Here is a 19,229-nt window from a genome sequence, read left to right as displayed (position 1 = left end):
GGTGTCTCCGACGGTCAGGCCAAGTGGACAGGCAGGGCGCTGAAGAGCTGGTCGTGGTCGTGCAGGTCGGTGGTGATGTCCAGCGCGGGGAGCTGGGCGTCGCCCGCTCGGCGGAGATCGGTGCCGGTCGCTCTGGCGAGGAGGTGGGCGAGGGTGGCGTGCAGCCAGCCGGTGGTGAAGAAGGGGTTGTTCTCGTTGGCCCACCAGAGATGGAGGCAGGACGCTGCCGCGTGGAGCCAGGTGAAGCGTTCGGCCACGTCTATGAGGCCGGTGTCCCGGTCGGCGGTGGCGAGTTCTGCGGGGAGATCGCCTACGGCTGCGACCAGTTGGGTGATGAGGTGTGCGGTGGGGTGGTCCGCTGCGGCTGTGAGTCTGGTGAGGGCTTCGGGGGCGATGAGGGGGAGTGCGGCGGTGACCGGGTCGTAGCCGCGGGCATTGAGGTCGAGACGGTCGGGCGCGTAGGGAGGAAGGGGTTCTTCCAAATCGAAGATGGTTTGGATTCGTTTTTTGGCTGCGGGTGCGTCTGGGCTGGTCGCGCAGTTCCCCGCGCCCCTAAAAGAAAAAGAAAAGGTCTGTTGCAGCTGGCTTGCGAACGAGCGGAGGTTTGCCAGGGGGCTGGTGTCCACCACTCGTACGACTGCGGCGTCTCGTTGGAGCTTCTGGAACAAGCCGTCTCGGAGCACCGCTCTCGATGCCAGCACCCCACCACAGCGGCGTAGTAGTTCGTCCGTGCTCTCCGCCACGACGTGCTTCGCCGCGCAGCCCCAGACGCTGAAGGTCTCGGGGACCACGTGGATGCCGCGGGATGCGGCCGGCGCCGTGGCGTCCGCCGCCAGCAGGGCCGCTGATGCGATGGCCAGCTCGCGCCTCGGGTAGGGGGATCGCAGGACCGTCGTCCGGCCCACCCTTCGGTCCGCCGCGAAGTCCAGCGTCTGGCGCAGTGCCGTGTCGGCGATGCCCAGGCTGCCCGCCATGCTCATCACGCGGACCACCTGCTGCGCCTTCATCACCGACTCCAGCGCCTCGCCCTCCCGGCCCACCAGGGCCTCGCGCGGGACCGGGAAGCGGTCGAAGCCCAGGTCGGCGAAGTCGATGCCGCGCATGCCGGCGGCCGGGACCAGCGGGCCGCGGTCCAGGCCGGTGCCGGTGGTGAGGTCGACGAAGACCGCGGAGTAGGCGGCCGGGCCGCGCTCGCCCGTCTTGGCGACCACATAGGCCGCCTCACAGCGGTGGCCGAGGCCGACCAGCCACTTCTCGCCCGTCAACTCCCAGCCCTCAGCAGTCGGTTCGAGGCGGGCCGTGTTCGCCAGCAGGTCGCTGCCGTGCCGCGCCTCGGAGAGGGCGAAGCCGATCGCGCCGCCCTCGGTGAGGATCTCGCCCGCCCGCTTCCGCTGCTCGGGCGAGCCGTGCAGGGCCAGGCAGGTGGCGGCGGTGATGCCGAACATCGTGCCGGGCATCACGTTGAGGTCCCGGCGGGCGGCCGTGCGGACCAGGAGCATGCTGCGGTCGAAGGACTCGAAGCGGCCGCCCCACTCGCGCGGGAGGTAGTTCAGGTGGAAGCCGGCCTCGCGCAGCTTCGCGCACAACTCCTCGGGGAACGCATCCTGTTCGTCGCGGGCGACCGCCGCCGCGAAGCCGTAGGGATTCACGGGGTCGTACGGGTCGCCCAGCAGGCGTTCCAGTTCGTCGGGGGTCATCGGGCGCCCTCCAGTGCGGGGGACTCCAGCGGGACCGGGCGGTAGTCCGCCGCCGAGGGCGGGATGCGGACGCCCGCGACGCGCAGCTGGGCCAGGCGGGTGTGGAAGGCCGCGCCGCGCATCAGGTGGTGGGCGACGTCCGCGACGCGGCGGTTCCCGGGGGCCTTGAGGTAGCTGGCGGTGACCCAGTCGTTGAAGGCGCCCATCGCCGGGCCGCACCACACCTGGTAGTCCAGGACGCGGCCCGGGTCGCCGGTCGTGGACCAGCGCGAGGCCATGCCCAGGTACCAGCGGAAGACCAGGGCCATCCGCCGCTTCGGGTTGCCGGCGGCGCGGGCCAGCTGCTCGGGGTCGCGGCGGGTGAAGTAGCCGACGCACTCCTGCCAGACGTCCTCCAGCGGACGGCGGAAGACCTGCGTCTCCAGCTTGGTGCGCTCGGCCGCCGGGAGGGCCTCCAGGCCGTCGTACGACTGGTACAGCTCGTACAGGCGCTTTGCGCGCATCGGGAACAGGGTGCCCTTCTTCAGCACCTGGAGTTCCACGCCCATCTCGAACATGTCGGCCGCCGGTGCCATCTCGCAGTCCGCGATACCGGCGTCGGCGAGCAGCGCCTTGGTGGCCTTCGACGAACCGGACTCCACGCACGACTGGTTGACCGAGCCGGTCACGACGTACGCGGCGCCCATCGCGAAGGCACCCGCGACCGAGACCGGGCAGCCCAGGCCGCCGGCCGCGCCGACCCGGATGGGGACCGGGTAGCGGTGCTCGTGCTGGACCGTGTCGCGCAGGCGCAGGATCGTCGGGAGGAGTGCGGGGAGAGGCCGGCGGTCGGTGTGGCCGCCGGAGTCGCCCTCGACCGTGATGTCGTCCGCCATCGGCACGTACTTGGCCAGGTCGGCCTGTTCGGCGGTGATCAGGCCCTGACCGAGCAGCGCACTGATGATGGTGGCCGGGGCGGGGCGCATGAAGCGCTCGGCGGTCTCCGGGCGGGAGATCTTCGCGATGAGCCGGTGGTCCGCCACCACGGCACCGGAGTGCGGCTCGCGGCGCAGGCCGGCCAGGCGGTAGCGCACCACGTGCGGGCTGAGGCTCATGAAGGCCGACGCCTCCACGCACCGCACCCCGTGCCGCAGGAACAGCTCCACGGCCTCGCGCTCCAGACGCTCCTCGCTGGGGCTGTGGATCAGGTTGACGGCGTACGGAAGGCCGGGGATCTCCCGCGCGAAGCGGGTGAGCTCCTTCGCGATGGTCTCCGGGAGCAGTCCGGCCGCGCCGTAGGAGGCGAGGAAGCCCTCCCGGGCCAGCGCGATCACCATGTCGGCGGAGGCGATGCCGCCGGCCATCGCTCCGGCCATGTAGGCGTGCCGGACGCCGTGCGCGGCCAGGAAGGCGGGCGAGCCGAGGGTGCGGGGCGGCAGGGGAGCGGCGGCGGCCAGCAGCGGGAGGCCCTGCGGGCCCGCCGTGGCGGTGCCGCCGGCCGCCGCCCCGATGCCGTGCGGGGTGCGGACCACGAAGCAGGGGCGGTCGAGGTCGGCGAGGGCCTCGTAGATGCCCGCCGGGTCGGTGTGCGGGGCGCTCGCTCCCTGCCAGCGCAGCGGAGTGGGCTGGGCGTGCATGACTCGGACGTCTCCTCGAAGCATCAGGCGTGGGTGTCGTCGGGACGGACCTCGATGGCCACGTCGGTGAGTTCGTAGATGCGCAGCCCCGGCTTCCACAGGTCGGCGTCGGCGACCACGACGAGCCGGTCGCCGTCTCGGCGGACCTCCTTGACGTGCACGTCGAAGCTCAGCTCGCCGTCGTGGCGCAGGATCTGGCCGCGGTACTTCCAGCTCATGGCGATGCCGGTGCCGAGCGCGAACCGGGGGCGCTCGATGCCGTCCGCCAGGCCCCGCTCCAGCACGTACAGGCGCATCGCCTGCAGGATCGCCTCCACACCGAGCGAACCGGGCATCACCGGGTCGCGGTGGAAGTGGCAGTCGAAGTACCACTCGTCGGGCCGGATCGCGCGGTGACCGTGGAGATATCCCTTGCCGTGCCGGCCGCCCTCCTCGACCAGGTCGACATGGTCGACGAGGTGGAAGTGACCGGCGGGGAGGCGGAGCTCGCCGCCGAACTGCGGGGCGTCGTCGGAAAGTTCGATGCGGCGGACGTTCTCCGGCTTCGCCTGCTCGATCCAGGGTGCCACGTACGTCCCGCTGTCCAGGCCCAGCTGGTTGGCGAGCGCGGCCTCGCTGAAGTAGCCGAAGAGGGACTCGCCGGTATAGAACACCTCGCCGTCGGCGGAGAGTTCGTAGCGGAAGTTCTGGAGCACGGCGCCCGAGACCGCGCTGGTCATCAGGAGCGTGGAGTGGTGGCGGATCGTCTTGCCGCGCAGGTCGACGTCCTTGACGAGGGTGGCCGTGCCGTCGAGGTTGCGGATCGAGTACTCGGTCTCCGGCTGCTTGAGGGTGGCGCCCAGGTAGTAGCCGAGCAGGATCGCCGCCTGCAACGACGTCTCCATGTACACGCAGTTGGGCATGTGCGGGTGGGAGTTCTCGCGGTAGTACCAGGCGTCGGCGGGGGAGTCGTACTCCGTGACCATCTCGGCGCCCGGCTTCAACTCACCGCGCGTTCCCTTGAGCCGCATGATCCGGTCGACGAACTGGAAGTCCCCGTTGGGGATGTACGGCGCCCGGCTCTCCTTGTAGACGTCGAACTCGGGGCCCATCGCCGTACCCAGGTCGCCCTTCGCGGCGTGCGCCAGGTGCAGTTCGTTGATCATCGCGGGCTCGCCGGCGCGGTTGCGGCGGCCGAGGAACTCCGGGACACCGCCGAGCGGCGGACGGTACGCGGTGCCGTCCTTCTCGCGGACCTGGATGCCGAAGTTCCGCATCCGGATCACCGGCTTGTCGCCGAGGTAGACCAGGACGTCCGCGACCACGGAGGGCCGCGGCAGCAGCGTCAGCTCCATGACCTCGATCTCGTACCGGATCTCCCGGTGCTCCGGGGTGATCTGGCCGCGCACCTGCACCTCGGTCTCCAGGCCGATGATGGTCTGGAAGCGGGCGTCCGGCAGCACCAGGTGCATGCCCTGGTGGAGGAGGTAGGCCTGGAGGGTCTGCACGGCACCCTCCGCGACCATCGAGCCGGCCAGTACCGGGTCGTCGGGGAAGTGGCACTCGAAGTACCAGGCGTCCGGCTCCAGACGCTTGTAGGCGGTGATCGCACCGAGGCCGCGCGGACCGCCCGTGCGGTCGATGCGGATCTCGTCGACCATCCGCAGGCGGGCGTCGGGCAGCCGCAGCGCCGGGTTGAGGCCGGGGTCCTGGGCGTGGTGGGGACCGAAGACCTCGCCCGGCTTCCCCTCGGCGAGCAACTCCAGGTCGGCGGCGGTGAGATGGTTCCGGTCCGTGTCCGCCAGCGGCTTGAACCAGGTCTTCGTCAGCGCCTCCCGCCGCTGCTTCTCCTTCTCCGTGGTGACCACGCCGAGCGGGGTGGCCAGTTCGGCCGCGGAGAAGAACCCGGCGCAGGCGTCCTTGAGTTCGAGGATCAGCTCGCCGTCCGCGTAGCAGAGGTAGCTGAAGAAGAAGAGGGTCGTGTCGCCCTGGCGGACGAACCGGTTGATCGAGATGTCGTAGCGCAGGGTCTGGCCGGTGCGCGGCAGGTCGCCGTGGAAGACCAGCTTGCTGTCGAGCAGCCGGTAGACGCGCTCGCCCTTGTTGCGGAAGTCGATGCCCAGGTAGCTGATCAGGAGCAGGTCGCACTGGCCGGCCTCGATGGCCACGGCCGGCGGCACCCCGCCGTCCACCGCGTACCAGGCGTCCTTCGGCACGTCGTACTCGGTGCGGATGAACGACGGCTCGTACACCCCGGTCTCGGCCTGGAGCGCGGTGACGCGGGTGACGAAGTGGTACGGCGGCGCGGGCAGCCGGACCCGCTTGGCGTAGCCGTCGATCTCGGCGAACTCGGGGCCGAAGACGTCGGTGAGGCGGCCGGTGGCGAAGGCGAGGAGCTGCTGCTCGTCCCAGATGACGCCCGGGGTGCGCGGGGCGGCGGGCGGCAGTGCGGGGGGCAGCACGGCCGTGGGCTCGATGACCACGGGCTCCACGGCCACCGGCCCGGTGTTCACGGATCCGACGGGACGGGACGGTGCGGGGGCCGGTGCGCCGGTGTCGAGGAGGGCCTCCATCCGGGCGAGCGTGTGCTCCTGGAGAACCCGCTGGGTCTCCATGACCACCGAGTGCGTGGCCACCATCTGCTGCCGTATGTCACGGAGCAGGTCGGCGGCGGAGCCGCTGGGCGCGGCGGTCGGCTGCGGGGCCGTGGCCGGGCGCGACGCCGTGGCCGGGCGCGGCCGGGGTGTCTCGGGCCGTACGGCCTCTTCCGGCTGTTCCGTCCACGGCAGGAGCGCGAGGGGTTCGCCGTCGAAGGTGATGACCTCGGTGTCTTCGAGTGTCGGGTCGGCGGGCATCAGGTCGGTTACCTCCAGCGAGACGGCGGCCACGGGGGCCGGCCGCGCGTCCTCGGCGTCGACGGGGGCGGCCACCGGTGCCGGTACGGCCGTACGGACGGACGGCGCGCGTTCTTCCGCACGGGCGCCGTGGACAGGGGAGGGGGCCGGGACGGGCACGGCGGGCGCCGTACGCTCCGCGATCCCGGCCGGGATGGACGGGCCGCCGCCGACCGGCACCCGCAGCAGCGGGGCGCGCCCGGCGGTCACCGGGTCCGGGCCGAGCAGGCCCGCCACGTCGAGCGGCAGGCCATGGGCGATCAGCCGGGCGGCGAGCTGGGCCACCGAGCGGGCGGCGGGCACGCCCCGGGGGTCCACCGGCATCGCGACGTGCGCGGCGTCGCCGAGGGTGTCGTGCACCCAGCGCGTGCAGGTGGCCCCGGGGCCGGTCTCGACGAAGTAGCGGAACCCCCGGTCGTAGGCGGTCCGCACGAGCTTCGGGAAGTCGATGGTGGAGCGCAGCGTCCGGGCGATGCGCCGGGCCACCTCCGCCTGCCCGAGGTCGCCGACCGGCTCGTAGTCATAGGCGCTGAACAGCTCGAGGCCGCCCACGGAGCCCGTCGGATGGTCGTTGAGCTCGGCCAGGCCGGCCAGCTCGCCGCCCACGACCGGGCAGTGCATCACCGAGCCGACGGGGGAGCGGGCCGACGGGCAGCCCAACTCCTCGATCAGCGCCCGGCACTGGGCCGGGTCGCCGGCGATGACCGCCTCGGTGGGGGTGTTGACGTGAGTGAGGAAGACCCGGTCGTGGCGGGCCAGGGCCTCGGTGACGCGGTCCGCCGACTCCAGCAGGACGAAGCTGCCCCACACCGCCTCGTCCGGGGTGTCGTCGGGCAGGTTCCACAGCTCGCGGACCGTGCGCCGGGGGCCGGTCAGCCGGTCCCGGAACAGCGGGGTGGCGCTGATCCGGTCGTCGCGGCGGGCCGGACGCCGCCAGCCGCCGGTGGCGAACAGCATGCTGGACTCGCCGAGGCTGTAGCCGAACGCGCCGTGCGCCGTGACGCCGAGCCGCTCGCGGACCAGGTCGGTGTAGAGGATCGCGAAGGTGGTGCCGGTGGCGAGCATGAACGGGATGTCCTCGCCGAGTTCGCCCTCAAGGCGCATCAGGTCCCGTCGCTCCAGGGCGGTCTGGGTCCGCGGATACAGCTGGGCGGCACGGAACATCCGGTCCGGGTCGCCCGCCTCCGACTCGAAGCCGCCGAGAAGGGACGGGAAGACCCGGAACAGGTCGCGGCCAAGCCCCGGATAGGAGTTGAAGGCGCCCGGGTACACCAGGGCCACCTTGCCGGCCGGGCCGATCGGCCGCGGCGCGAAGCAACTGCCCGCCGGAGTGGTCCACTCCTCTCCCGCGCCATACGCGTCGCGCAGGCTGCGGGCGGCCAACTCCAGTTGCTGAAGCAGCTGTTCACGGTCCCGGCCGACCAGCACCACCCGCAGGGCACTGCCCGACAGCCGCTCGGCGGCGGCCCGGCCCAGCCGGTACGGGTCGGCGCCCGCTTCCAGCAGTTCCGCGTGGCGTGCGACCTCGGCCAGCAGCCCGTCGATGTCCGCCGCGCCCAGCGGCAGCAGCGCCGGAGCGCCGGCCCGCCGCCAGTCGGCGGGGACGACGTCGCCGCGGGTGCCCTCGGCGGACAGCACCAGATGGCCGTGGGCGCCGTCGGAGCCGATGACGTTCACGGCGGCGTACCGGCGCCGCGTGTGGTCGGTGCGCAGCCAGGGCCGGGACGCGTCCGGCACGTGCAGCGCCGACGCCGCGAACCGCTCCGCCAGCTCCGGCGCGGGCCTGCGCCAGCCCGGTACGCCGGGCAGGTAGCCGTGGTGCAGGCACAGCACCGCCCGCAACAGCCCGGCCAGCGCGGACGCGCCGACCGTGTCGCCGACCTGCGCCTTGGCGCTGCCAAGGGCCACGGCGCCCGAACCGGCGGGGTAGACCCGCGCCAGGGCGGCCACCTCGGCCGCGTCCCGCACCGCCGTACCGCCCGCGTGCGCCTCCAGGTATCCGACCTCGCCGGGGCCGATCCCGGCGGCGGCCAGCGCCTGCTCCGCGGCCTCCGCGAGGGCGTCCGCGTCGGCCTCGGGCAGCCGGCCGTCGACCGGAGCGGAGTGCCGTACGGCGACGGAGTCGAGGCGCGCATAGGCCCGCCGGACCCCGGGGCGGGTCACCACGACCGCGCCCGCGCCCTCCCCGATCCGGACGCCGCGCTGCCCGTCGCCGAAGGTCAGGCCCGCGCCCGCGACCGGTGCCGTGCCGCGCAGCAGCAGGCTCTCGGGCGAGCCGGCCAGGTCGACCGCGCCGACCAGGACGGCCTCCACGGTCTCGTCGAGCAGCAGGAGCCGGGCGATCTGGAGGGCCTCGGCGGCGCCGGCCGCGTCGGAGGAGACGGTGAAGGACGGACCGGTCAGGTTCCAGAGGGACGAGATGCGGCTGGCCATGATGTTGCCGATGTAGCTGAGCACCTCGTTGGCCACGATCGGCCGGTGGATCGCCTCCCGGGCCGCCTGCGCGAGTTCGCCGGGCAGCTCCAACCCGGCCTCGGCGTAGGCCCGTTGAAGGAAGTCGCCGATGCCGTGCCGGGCCAGGTGCAGGTGGGCGCTGGGCTCGATCTCCATCGCCACCACGACCGCGATCCGGCGCGCCTGCGGCGCCTTCGCGCCCGGCGGCACGGTCCGGTCGTACCCGGCGTCGCGCAGCGCCTCGTCGGCGACCTTGGACATCAGGGCGTGCTGGAGGTTGTAGTTGCGCAGGTCGGCCGGGGGAATGCGGTGGTCGGCGGGGTCCATCTCGATCCGGTCGACGAAACCGCCCTCGGGCAGCTGCGCCCGGTCGAGTCCGGCCCGCTCCAGGGTGCCGCCCGCGGTCTCCTCCAGGCCGCGCCAGCGGTGCTCGGGGAGCGGCCGGAAGGCGTCGGCGCCGTCGTGCAGGGCGCGTTCGAAGGCCGCGGCCGAGTCGAGGGTGCCGAAGTGCGCGCCGAGGCCCACGATGTCGAGGGCCGGCGGCACGGCGGGCGCCGACTCCCCTTCGTCCACGGCCTCCTGGGAGAGGACGACGTGGGCGTTCGTACCGCCGAAGCCGAACGCCGAGACCGCGGCCCGGCGCGGCCCCGGACGCCCGTCCGGCCAGGAGCGGGCCTCGCGGACCAACGGCAGGGTGTCGGTGAGGGGTTGGCCGACCCCGATGGTCGGCGGCAGTTCGCCGTGGCCCATCGCCAGGATCACCTTCAGCAGACTGCTCAGGCCCGCCACGGTCAGCAGATGACCCAGGTTGCCCTTCACCGAGCCCAGTGGCGGCACCGTGCCGCCGCGCGCGCCGAACCAGCCGGCGACCGACTCGGCCTCGGTGCCGTCGCCGACCGGCGTGCCGGTGGCGTGGCACTCCAGGTAGTCGACCTCGTCGGGACCGAACCCGGCCCGGGCGTAGGCGAGTTCGTACGACGCGAGCTGACCTGACGGGTTCGGGACCAGGAGATGGCGGCCGGCGCCGTCGTTGGACAGGCCGATGCCGTCGACGACCGCGTAGATCCGGTCGCCGTCCGCCAGCGCGTCGGCGAGCCGCCGGACCGCGACCATGCCCGCGCCCTGGCCGGTGAGGATGCCGGTGGAGCGGGCGTCGAAGGGCTGGCTGATCCCGTTCTCCGGATAGGCGTGCAGGTCGGAGAAGGAGAGGTGGATGAGGGTCGGGTCGGGGGCGCAGACCCCGCCTGCCAGCACCAGGTCGGCCTGCCCGGCCGCCAGGTGGTCGCAGGCCAGCTTCAGCGCGTACAGGGCCGAGGAGCAGGCCGCGTCCAGGGCGTAGCGGGGGCCGCCCAGGCCGAGGGCGGCGGCCGCGATCCGGGCGGGCGCGCCGCTGACCCGGGCGTCCGCCGGGTGCACGGCGGCCGGGTCGAGGAGCGCGGCCGGTGCCGGCACCGGGTGCCCGGAGCGCCGTACGCCGTCCAGGACCGCCTCATGGACCAGGGGCAGGCTGATGCGGGCCGAGGCCGGGGTGGGGAAGGAGTAGTCGCCGACCACCAGGCCGGTGCGGGCCAGGAGTTCGGGGCGGTCCGCGTGGCCGCTGTCGCGCAGGGCCTCGCGGGCGGTGTGCAGGGACCAGTGGAAGACACGGTCCAGGCGGGTCAGGTCCTCCGGGCGGAGCCGGTAGCCGGACGGGTCGAACTCGAAGCCCGTGACGAAGCCGCCGCGCACACAGGTGATGGTGTGCTCCGGGTCCGCGACGCGGGGGTCGGGGGCCGGGCCGAAGACGTCCGGGCCGCCCTCGGTGCGGCTGTCGACGCCGTCGCGCAGGTTCCTCCAGAACGCGTCGGGAGTCTCCGCCCCGGGGAACAGGCAGGAGATGCCGACGATCGCGTACTTGCTCATAGCGCTGTTTCCTCCAGGAGGCCGGCCCGGCGGGCGGTGACACAGGTCCGCCCGCCGGGACCGGCGGTCCACAGGTCGGCGTCGGCTCAGCGGCGGGCGAACGAGGCGGCCAGCTGCGGGGTGGACACCAGCGACACGCCCGTGAGCCGGGTCAGCACCCGTCCGTCGGGAGCGCACGCCGTCACGGTGAGCGTCGCGCCGGTGCCGTTGGCCTGGACCGGCTCGACCACGACCAGGAACGGCTCGCCGTCGGGCAGCGCCTCGAACAGCTCGGCCCGGGCCACCCCGACCGGCAGCGTCGCCGTGTCACGGTTGACCCGCATCCACACCAGCGCGGCCTGCAGCAGCAGGTCGGCGGTGCCGGGCGCGTACCGCGCGGACCCGAACGCCCCGCCCGCGGGCCGGTGTTCGGCCAGCGCGCACTCCAGGACCAGCCGCGCCTCGGCCGACTCCAGCACCCGGCGCAGCCCGCGCAGCGACGGACCGTGGAACAGCGTGCCGTCGGCGTAGAAGACCTGCGCGTCGCTGCCGCCGCCCGGCGTGGGGAGCCCGCCGACCCGGGGAGCCGGTGCCGAACCGGCGCCGAACAGCACCCGTGCCGCGTACCGCGGGCGTACGGTCCCGTCCTCGCCCACCGAGCGGATCGTCACGTCGGCCTCGGTGCCGTCCGGCACCGGGTCGGCCGTCAGCTGGAAGCGCCCGGTGTCGGCCTCGCCGTCGAAGACGACGCCCTTGTGCACCGCGAAGTCCCGGACCTCGGCGACCTCGGCGCCGGTCAGCCGCTCGACCGAGCCCACCGCCCAGCCCAGCGCCGCCGTGGCCGGCAGCACCGGCGCGTCGCCGATCACGTGGTCGGTGACCAGCGGTTCGCCGGCCAGCGCGGACAGGTCCCGCTCCAGGACGACCGGCGCCGCCGGCGCGGTCCGCCCGGGCACCGACAGGGGCGTGGTCGGACCGAGCACCACGACCGTGTCACCGGCCCGCTCGGGCGCGAACTGCCCGGCGAACAGCCGGGTTCCGGTCTCCTCCGGGATCAGCGCGATGCCGCGCTCCTCGAAGACCGCCTTGATCTGCGGCGAGACCATCCCGCTGTCCCACGCGCCCCAGTTCAGCGAAGTGACATGCGCCTGCGGGTGGCCGGCGCGGAAGGCGCCGGCCCAGGCGTTGAGGACCTCGTTGGCCATCGCGTAGTCCGACTGACCCCGGTTGCCGAAGAACCCGGCGACCGACGAGAACAGCAGGACGTGGCGCAGCCGTTCGGCGGGCAGCGCGGCCACCACCGAGCGCAGCCCGCCCAGTTTGACGGCGAAGACCCGCTCGATCTCGGCGGCCTTCTTCGCAGCGATCAGCTGGTCCGCGAGCACACCCGCGCCGTGCACCAGACCCGTGATCCGCTCCCGGTACGGCGCGAGGGCGGCGGCGGTCGCGGCCGCGTCGGTGATGTCCACGGCAAGGTACTCGGCCTCGGCGCCGGCCGCCCGGATCTCGGCCAGGGTCTGCCTGACCTCCCGCTCGCCGACCACCGACCCGTAGAGCTGCTCCACCCGCTTAGGGGTGGGCTTCTCACCGGCCGCCTTGAGCTGCTCGACGGCCGCGGCCTTCAGGGCGCCCGCGTCGGTCAGCCCGTTCGCCCACGCGGGCTCGGTGCCGAGCGCGGTACGGCCGAGGAGCAGCAGGCCCGGCCGGTGCGCGGCCGCCAGGGCCACGGCACAGCGGGCGGTGATGCCGCGGCCGCCGCCGGTGACGACCAGGAGGTCGTCGGCGGAGAGCGGGGCGCCGGTGCGCGCGGCGGCCGGGTCCTGCTCGCCGAGTGTCAGCGCGACCCGCCGGACCCCGTCACGGCCCACCTGGACCGGGCTCGTCCCCGCGTCGAACAGTTCCTCCAGGACCAGGTCGGCCGCCGCGTCGGCGCCCAGCCCCGGAGCCAGGTCCAGCGCGCGGCAGAACAGCTCCGGTGCCTCCACGGCGAGGGTCTTCACCAGACCGCCCACGCCGCCGGCCGGGGCCGCGTCCTCGGCGACACCGGTGAGCCCGAAGGCGCCGTCCAGCCGGGTGACGGTCACGAAGGCGGCACGGTGGCCCGTCGCGGCGGCCGCGGTGAGCGGGGCGACCAGGTGCCGGGCGGTGAGCAGCGTGTGCGCGAGGCGGCGGACGCCCTCGGACCACGGCAGCCCGTCCACGGCCGCGAACGTGACGGCCAGGTGCACCGGATCGGCGCCCAACTCCTCCACCCTGGCGGCGAGTTCAGATGCGCCCCAGCCGGTCAGCGGAAGGTCGGCGGCTCCGGCGACGCGCTGCGGGACGCCGGGCAGCCGCAGCACACGCACCAGCCAGCCGCTCTCGCCGAGCCGCGCGGCGACGGCCTGGGCGACCTCACTGCCGTCGTCCACGACCAGCGCCGTCGCCCCCTGCGGGTAGGCGCCGACCAGGCGGTCCGGGAGCGGCAGGTCCAGCAGGGCGGCGTGGCCGCGGCCGATTGGGGAGGGGGCCGGGGCGGTGGCGGCGGCGGTGGCCGTCGTGGGCGGCTGGGCGGCCGCCGCGGGGGCGGGCTCGGTACCTGCGCCGTCGGAGAGCCCGGTCACGAAGCCCACGATGTCGCCCAACGTCCGCAGCTCGGCCAGCTGTTCGGGGCCGACCGGGGTGGGGCTGGGGAACTGCTCCTGCAGGACGCCCATGATCTCGACGCGTTTGATGGAGTCGATGCCGAGGTCGGCTTCGACGTCCATGGTGAGGTCGAGCATGTCGGCGGGGTAGCCGGTCTTCTGGGCCACGACACCGAGCAGGGCGGCGCGCACGTCGTCGGCGGAGACGGCCGCGGCAGGGGCGGCCTGCGCAGGGGCCGCGGCCGGGCGCTCGCCGCCGAGCTCCAGCACGAAGCCGACGATCTCGTTCAGCGTGCGGAGTTCGGCGAGTTGTTCGGGGCCGACGGGGGTGGGGCTGGGGAACTGTTCCTGGAGGACGCCCATGATCTCGACGCGTTTGATGGAGTCGATGCCGAGGTCGGCTTCGACGTCCATGGTGAGGTCGAGCATGTCGGCGGGGTAGCCGGTCTTCTGGGCCACGACACCGAGCAGAGCCGCCGTCACGGCCTCGGTGCTGAACCCGGTGCCGGGCACGGACGTCTCGGCCGGCGCCGGGGCGCTCGCACCACCGAGGCTGAGCACGAAGCCGACGATCTCGCTCAACGTGCGCAGTTCCGCCAGCTGTTCGGGGCCGACGGGGGTGGGGCTGGGGAACCGCTCCTGGAGGACGCCCATGATCTCGACGCGCTTGATGGAGTCGATGCCCAAGTCCGCCTCCACGTCCATACCGAGGTCGAGCATTTCCGCCGGGTAACCGGTCTTCTGCGACACGACGTCGAGCAGGGCCGCGGCCACATCGTCGGCGGATACCTCGGCCGTGGGCGCGGGGGCAGCAGGGGCGGGGACGGGCGCGGCGGGGGCGGGCGCGGGGGCCGGAGCGGCAGGGGCCGGAGCCGGGGCAGCGGCGACGGGCGCCGGAGCCGGGGCGGCCGGAGCCGGGGCGGCCGCCGGAGCGGCACCCGGGGCGCCGATGACGGCGAGCTTGGCGCCGACCTCGGCGGTCTCGTCCTCGCCGACCGTGATCTCCAGCAGCACACCCGAGGTGGGCGCCGGGATCTCCGTGTCGACCTTGTCGGTCGACACCTCGAGCAGCGGCTCGTCGGCCTCGACGGAGTCGCCGACCGACTTCAGCCAGCGGGTGACGGTGCCCTCGGTGACGGACTCACCGAGCGCGGGCAGGACCACGTCCGTGCCGGACGCGCCACCGGCCGGGGCGGCGGGGGCAGCGGCGGCGGGGGCGGGGGCCGGGGCGGCGGGGGCCTCGGCGACCGGCGCGGGGGCCGGGGCGGCGACGGGCTCGGCGGCCGGGGCCGGAGCGGCAGCCGGGGCGCCGGTGCCGTCGTCGATGATGGCCAGCTCGGCGCCGACCTCGACCGTCTCGTCCTCGGCGACCTTGATCGAGGCCAGGATGCCCGAGGCGGGGGCCGGGATCTCGGTGTCGACCTTGTCGGTCGAGACTTCGAGCAGCGGCTCGTCGGCCTCGACGCGTTCACCCTCGGCCTTCAGCCAGCGGGTGACGGTGCCCTCGGTGACGCTCTCGCCGAGCGCCGGAAGGGTTACGGAAACCGCCATGGTTTCGGTTGCTCCTTACGAATTGCGGAAGTCTGAGTCGTCGCTTGTGTCGACCGAGGGTCAGTCGTGCGAGTGCAGGGGCTTGCCGGCCAGGGCCAGGTGGGCCTCGCCCATCGCCTCGTTCTGCGTCGGGTGGGCGTGGATGAGCTGGGCGACCTCGGCGGGCAGCGCCTCCCAGTTGTAGATCAGCTGGGCCTCGCCGACCTGCTCGCCCATGCGGTCGCCGACCATGTGGACGCCGACCACGGCACCGTCCTTCACCTGGACGAGCTTGATCTCGCCCGCGGTGTTCAGGATCTTGCTCTTGCCGTTGCCCGCCAGGTTGTACTTGAGAGCGACGACCTTGTCCGCGCCGTAGATCTCCTTGGCCTTGGCCTCGGTGATGCCCACGGAGGCGACCTCAGGGTGGCAGTACGTGACCCGGGGAACACCGTCGTAGTCGATCGGGACGGTCTTCAGACCCGCCAGGCGCTCCGCCACCAGGATGCCCTCGGCGAAGCCGACGTGCGCGAGCTGGAGGGTCGGGACCAGGTCGCCGACGGCGGAGATGGTCGGGACGTTGGTCCGCATGTACTCGTCGACCAGGACGTAGCCGCGGTCCATGGCGACACCCTGCTCCTCGTAACCGAGACCGGCGGAGACGGGCCCGCGGCCCACCGCCACCAGCAGGACCTCGGCCTCGAACTCCTTGCCGTCGGCGAGGGTGACCTTGACGCCGTCGGCGGTGTACTCGGCCTTCGAGAAGAAGGTGCCCAGGTTGAACTTGATGCCGCGCTTGCGGAACGCGCGCTCAAGAAGCTTGGAGGAGTTCTCGTCCTCGACCGGGACGAGGTGCTTGAGGCCCTCGATGACGGTGACGTCGGCACCGAAGGACTTCCAGGCGGAGGCGAACTCGACGCCGATGACCCCGCCGCCCAGGATGATCGCGGACTTGGGCACGCGGTCCAGGACGAGGGCGTGGTCGGAGGAGATGATCCGGTCGCCGTCGATCTCCAGGCCCGGCAGCGACTTCGGCACGGAGCCGGTCGCGAGGAGCACGTGGCGGCCCTGGATGCGCTGGCCGTTCACGTCCACGGAGGTCGGGGAGGAGAGACGCCCCGTGCCCTCGATGTACGTCACCTTGCGCGAGGCGATCAGACCCTGCAGGCCCTTGTACAGACCGGCGATGACGCCGTCCTTGTACTTGTGGACGGCCGGCACGTCGATGCCCTCGAAGGTGGCCTTGACACCGAACTGCTCGCTCTCGCGGGCCTGGTCGGCGATCTCGCCCGCGTGCAGCAGGGCCTTGGTGGGGATGCAACCCCGGTGCAGGCAGGTACCGCCGACCTTGTCCTTCTCGATCAGGGCGACGTCCAGGCCCAGCTGCGCCCCGCGCAGGGCCGCGGCGTAACCGCCACTACCACCGCCGAGGATCACTAGGTCGAAAACGGTGCTGGCGTCGTTCGCCACGTCACGTCCTCCATGCATGTGCGCCGTACGCCGGTCAACGGTGACCGGTCGGCGGCTGGTGTCCGGCCGCTCTTCTTCGGCCCTGTGGGTGGGGCCCTGTCCTGCCGAGCCCCATCTTCGCACTTGTCGGAGGTGAACGAGACGCGGGGCCGGGGTGTGAGACACCACACGCTCACTTGATAACGCCCCGAGGACAGCGCCCCGTCAGGGGCGCGGGGAACTGCGCGACAAGCCACGAATCACCCGCAGTCGCCACACAACCGAAAGCCCCGAACCAATAGGCGACGGGACCCCGCCCTACCCGCGTGCGAGGTCCCGTCCACAAAAACCGACGTCAGCCCAGGTCGCCCTCGGCGGTCAGCTCCGCCAGCCGCACCAGCGTCCGCACCGCCGACCCCGTGCCCCCCTTCGGCGTGTAGCCGAAGGCGCCCCCCTCGTTGAACGCCGGCCCCGCGATGTCCAGGTGCGCCCAGGTGATCCCCTCACCCACGAACTCGCGCAGGAAGAGCCCGGCGACCAGCCCGCCGCCCATCCGCTCACCCATGTTCGCGATGTCCGCGGTGGGGGAGTCCATCCCCTTGCGCAGGTGCTCGGGCAGCGGCATCGGCCACGCCGGCTCGCCCACCTCCTCCGCGGCCTCGTGCACCGCGGAGCGGAACGCGTCGTCGTTGGCCATGATCCCGAACGTCCGGCTGCCCAGCGCCAGCATCATCGCGCCGGTCAGCGTCGCCACGTCCACGATCGCGTCCGGCTGCTCCGCCGACGCCGCCCACAGCGCGTCGGCGAGCACCAGCCGGCCCTCCGCGTCCGTGTTGAGCACCTCGACGGTCTTGCCGCTGTACATGCGCAGCACGTCACCCGGGCGCACGGCGGTGCCGGACGGCATGTTCTCGGCCAGCGCCAGCCACCCGGTCACATTGACCGGCAGGCCGAGCCGCGCCGCCGTGACGACGGCCGCGAACACCGCCGCCGCGCCGCTCATGTCGCACTTCATCGTCTCGTTGTGGCCGGCCGGCTTGAGCGAGATGCCGCCCGAGTCGTAGGTGATGCCCTTGCCGACGAAGGCGAGGTGCTTGTCCGCGTCGGCGTGCGTGTACGACAGCTTCACCAGCCGCGGGGTCGCGGCCGAGCCGCCGCCGACGCCGAGGATGCCGCCGTACCCGTCCTTGGCGAGCGCCTTGTCGTCGAGCACCTGGATCTTGAGGCCGTGCTCCTTGGCCGCGCCCTGGGCGATCGCGGCGAACGCGGCCGGCGTGAGGTCGTTCGGCGGGGTGTTGACCAGGTCGCGGGCCCGGTTGAGCTCCTCGCAGACGGCGGTGGCGCGGGCCAGGGCCGCCTTGTGGGCCGCGTCCCGCGGCTTGCCGCCGAGCAGCACGCCCTCGGCGAGCGGGGTCCTGCCGTTCTTCGCCTTCGCGTTCTTGCCGGTGCCGGTGCCGGCACCGTTGTCCTTGTACGTGTCGAAGGAGTAGGCGCCGAGCAGGACACCCTCGCTGATCGCGCCCACGGCGGCCGCGTCCTCGACCGGCAGCGCGAAGGCCGCCTTCTTGGCCCCGGCCAGCGTGCGGGCGGCGACACCGGCCGCCCGGCGCAGCGCCTCGGCCTCGTAGTCGGCGTCCCGGCCGGGCTCGGCGCCCAGGCCCACCGCGATGACCAGCGGGGCCTTGAAGCCGGCCGGAGCGGGCAGCTTCGTCAGTTCGCCCTCGGCACCCGAGGCACCGAGGGTCTCCAGGACGGCGGCCAGCCTGCCGTCGTAGGCCGTGTCCACGGCTTCGGCGCCCGGGGCGACGACCGGGCCCTTGGCGCCCTTGGCGACACCGATCACGATCGCGTCGGCCCGGAGGCCGGGCGCCGCTGAGGTGCTGAGAGTGAGAGCAGTCACGGTGGTGGAATCTCGCTTCCGATGTTGAGTTGCAGTGGCCGAGCGGGTGGGTCGACCGGGCCCGGGAAGCGACCCTGAGGAGTTCCCTCGGGGCGCTTGACCACCGGGGCCTTCACCCCGTCGGCGAACACCCGGGACGAGCCTACGCGTGTGTATGCGTTCGCTCATTCCTGCGGGTGTTCACCTGGGGGTGGCGTCGTGGCCACTTTCCATCGCGCCGGGAGGCGGAGCGCCCCTTCAGGGGCGCGGGGCTGTATCCGTGTGCGGCTCCGCCGCGTGGGCGCGAGCGGCCTCAACGGACCCGCGGCCGACGTCCGTTCGCGCGGTTCCCCGCTGCTCGACCGCGCACGGGGCCCCGGTGTACTGCGCCGTGTCCGGGACGGGAGATCATCCATCGGGTACCTCGCCGCACACCCTGGAGCCCGCCCGGTGAACCTCCGCGCCGTCCCGCTGCTCGCCCTCCTGGCCCTGCTCGCCGGCTGCACCCGGGCCCCGGACGACGCCGGACGCTGGCGACCGAGGCCGGGCGTCAGCTGGCAGTGGCAGCTGAGCGGCCGTGTCGACACCTCCGTCGAGGCGTCCGTCTACGACATCGACGGCTTCGACCAGTCCAGGGCGACGGTCGCCACGCTGCACGACAAGGGCCGCAGGGTCATCTGCTACGTCTCCACCGGCGCCTACGAGAACTGGCGCCCCGACGCGAAGAGGTTCCCGGCGTCGGTGCTCGGCCGCGGCAACGGCTGGGAGGGCGAGCGCTGGCTGGACATCCGCCGTACGGACGTGCTGGAGCCGTTGATGGCGGCCCGCTTCGACATGTGCAGGGACAAGGGCTTCGACGCGGTGGAGCCGGACAACATGGACGGCTACGAGAACCGCACGGGCTTCCCCCTCGATGCGGCCGACCAGCTCCGCTACAACAGGCTCATCGCCCGGCTCGCCCACGACCGGGGCATGTCGGTGGGCCTGAAGAACGACCTGGACCAGATCCCGCAGTTGGTGGGGGACTTCGACTTCGCGGTGAACGAGCAGTGCGCCCAGTACGGCGAGTGCGACGACCTGAAGCCGTTCGTCAAGGCGGACAAGGCGGTCTTCCACGTGGAGTACGAACTGCCGACGAGCAGGTTCTGCGCACAGTCACGCAGGCTGCGACTGAGCTCGCTGGAGAAGAAGTACGAGCTGGGGGTCTGGCGAAAAGCCTGCTGAAG

The 19,229-nt window shown here is 73.1% G+C and carries 7 protein-coding genes and 1 pseudogene; 1 reads left to right on the top strand and 7 read right to left on the bottom strand.

Going from position 1 to position 19,229, the window contains the following annotated elements; translation table 11 throughout:
- Positions 1 to 14 precede the first annotated feature (14 nt).
- The 7 genes and pseudogenes from KVT45_RS02280 to KVT45_RS02255 all read right to left on the bottom strand — a co-directional run bounded on the left by KVT45_RS02280 (position 15) and on the right by KVT45_RS02255 (position 18,024).
- A complete protein-coding gene (locus KVT45_RS02280) occupies positions 15 to 1,697 on the bottom strand; it encodes an acyl-CoA dehydrogenase family protein (RefSeq protein ID WP_217544722.1) in 1,683 nt (560 codons plus the stop codon).
- Positions 1,694 to 3,313 carry a PfaD family polyunsaturated fatty acid/polyketide biosynthesis protein gene (locus tag KVT45_RS02275; RefSeq protein WP_217544721.1) on the bottom strand — a complete coding sequence of 540 codons (1,620 nt, stop codon included), beginning with the start codon at positions 3,311 to 3,313 and terminating at the stop codon, positions 1,694 to 1,696. Before KVT45_RS02275 ends, KVT45_RS02280 begins: the two co-directional genes overlap by 4 nt.
- Before the next feature lie 23 nt (positions 3,314 to 3,336).
- Complete coding sequence (locus KVT45_RS02270) at positions 3,337 to 10,542, bottom strand: beta-ketoacyl synthase N-terminal-like domain-containing protein (RefSeq protein WP_217544720.1); 7,206 nt, start codon at positions 10,540 to 10,542, stop codon at positions 3,337 to 3,339.
- A gap of 86 nt (positions 10,543 to 10,628) precedes the next feature.
- On the bottom strand, positions 10,629 to 13,628 hold the full coding sequence (locus tag KVT45_RS02265; RefSeq protein ID WP_308310627.1) for an SDR family NAD(P)-dependent oxidoreductase: 3,000 nt from the start codon (positions 13,626 to 13,628) through the stop codon (positions 10,629 to 10,631).
- A gap of 87 nt (positions 13,629 to 13,715) precedes the next feature.
- A pseudogene (locus KVT45_RS56075) lies at positions 13,716 to 14,696 on the bottom strand (biotin/lipoyl-containing protein); the annotation flags it as partial.
- A gap of 60 nt (positions 14,697 to 14,756) precedes the next feature.
- A complete protein-coding gene (gene lpdA / locus KVT45_RS02260; RefSeq protein ID WP_217544718.1) occupies positions 14,757 to 16,145 on the bottom strand; it encodes a dihydrolipoyl dehydrogenase in 1,389 nt (462 codons plus the stop codon).
- 334 nt (positions 16,146 to 16,479) lie between these two features.
- The gene (locus tag KVT45_RS02255; RefSeq protein WP_217544717.1) at positions 16,480 to 18,024 is read right to left on the bottom strand and encodes a leucyl aminopeptidase; all 1,545 of its coding nucleotides are present in this window, start codon (positions 18,022 to 18,024) and stop codon (positions 16,480 to 16,482) included.
- A 429-nt stretch (positions 18,025 to 18,453) separates the two neighbouring features.
- Here KVT45_RS02255 and KVT45_RS02250 point away from each other — a divergent pair, with 429 nt between their 5' ends.
- Positions 18,454 to 19,227, top strand: coding sequence for an endo alpha-1,4 polygalactosaminidase (locus KVT45_RS02250; protein ID WP_217544716.1), 774 nt, complete (start codon positions 18,454 to 18,456; stop codon positions 19,225 to 19,227).
- Positions 19,228 to 19,229: the final 2 nt, after the last annotated feature.

Source organism: Streptomyces sp. GbtcB6 (genome assembly GCF_019091475.1).
GTDB classification, from domain to species: domain Bacteria; phylum Actinomycetota; class Actinomycetes; order Streptomycetales; family Streptomycetaceae; genus Streptomyces; species Streptomyces hyaluromycini.
Note: the sequence above shows the minus strand (reverse complement) of the source record. Positions and strands in the feature narration are given on the sequence as shown.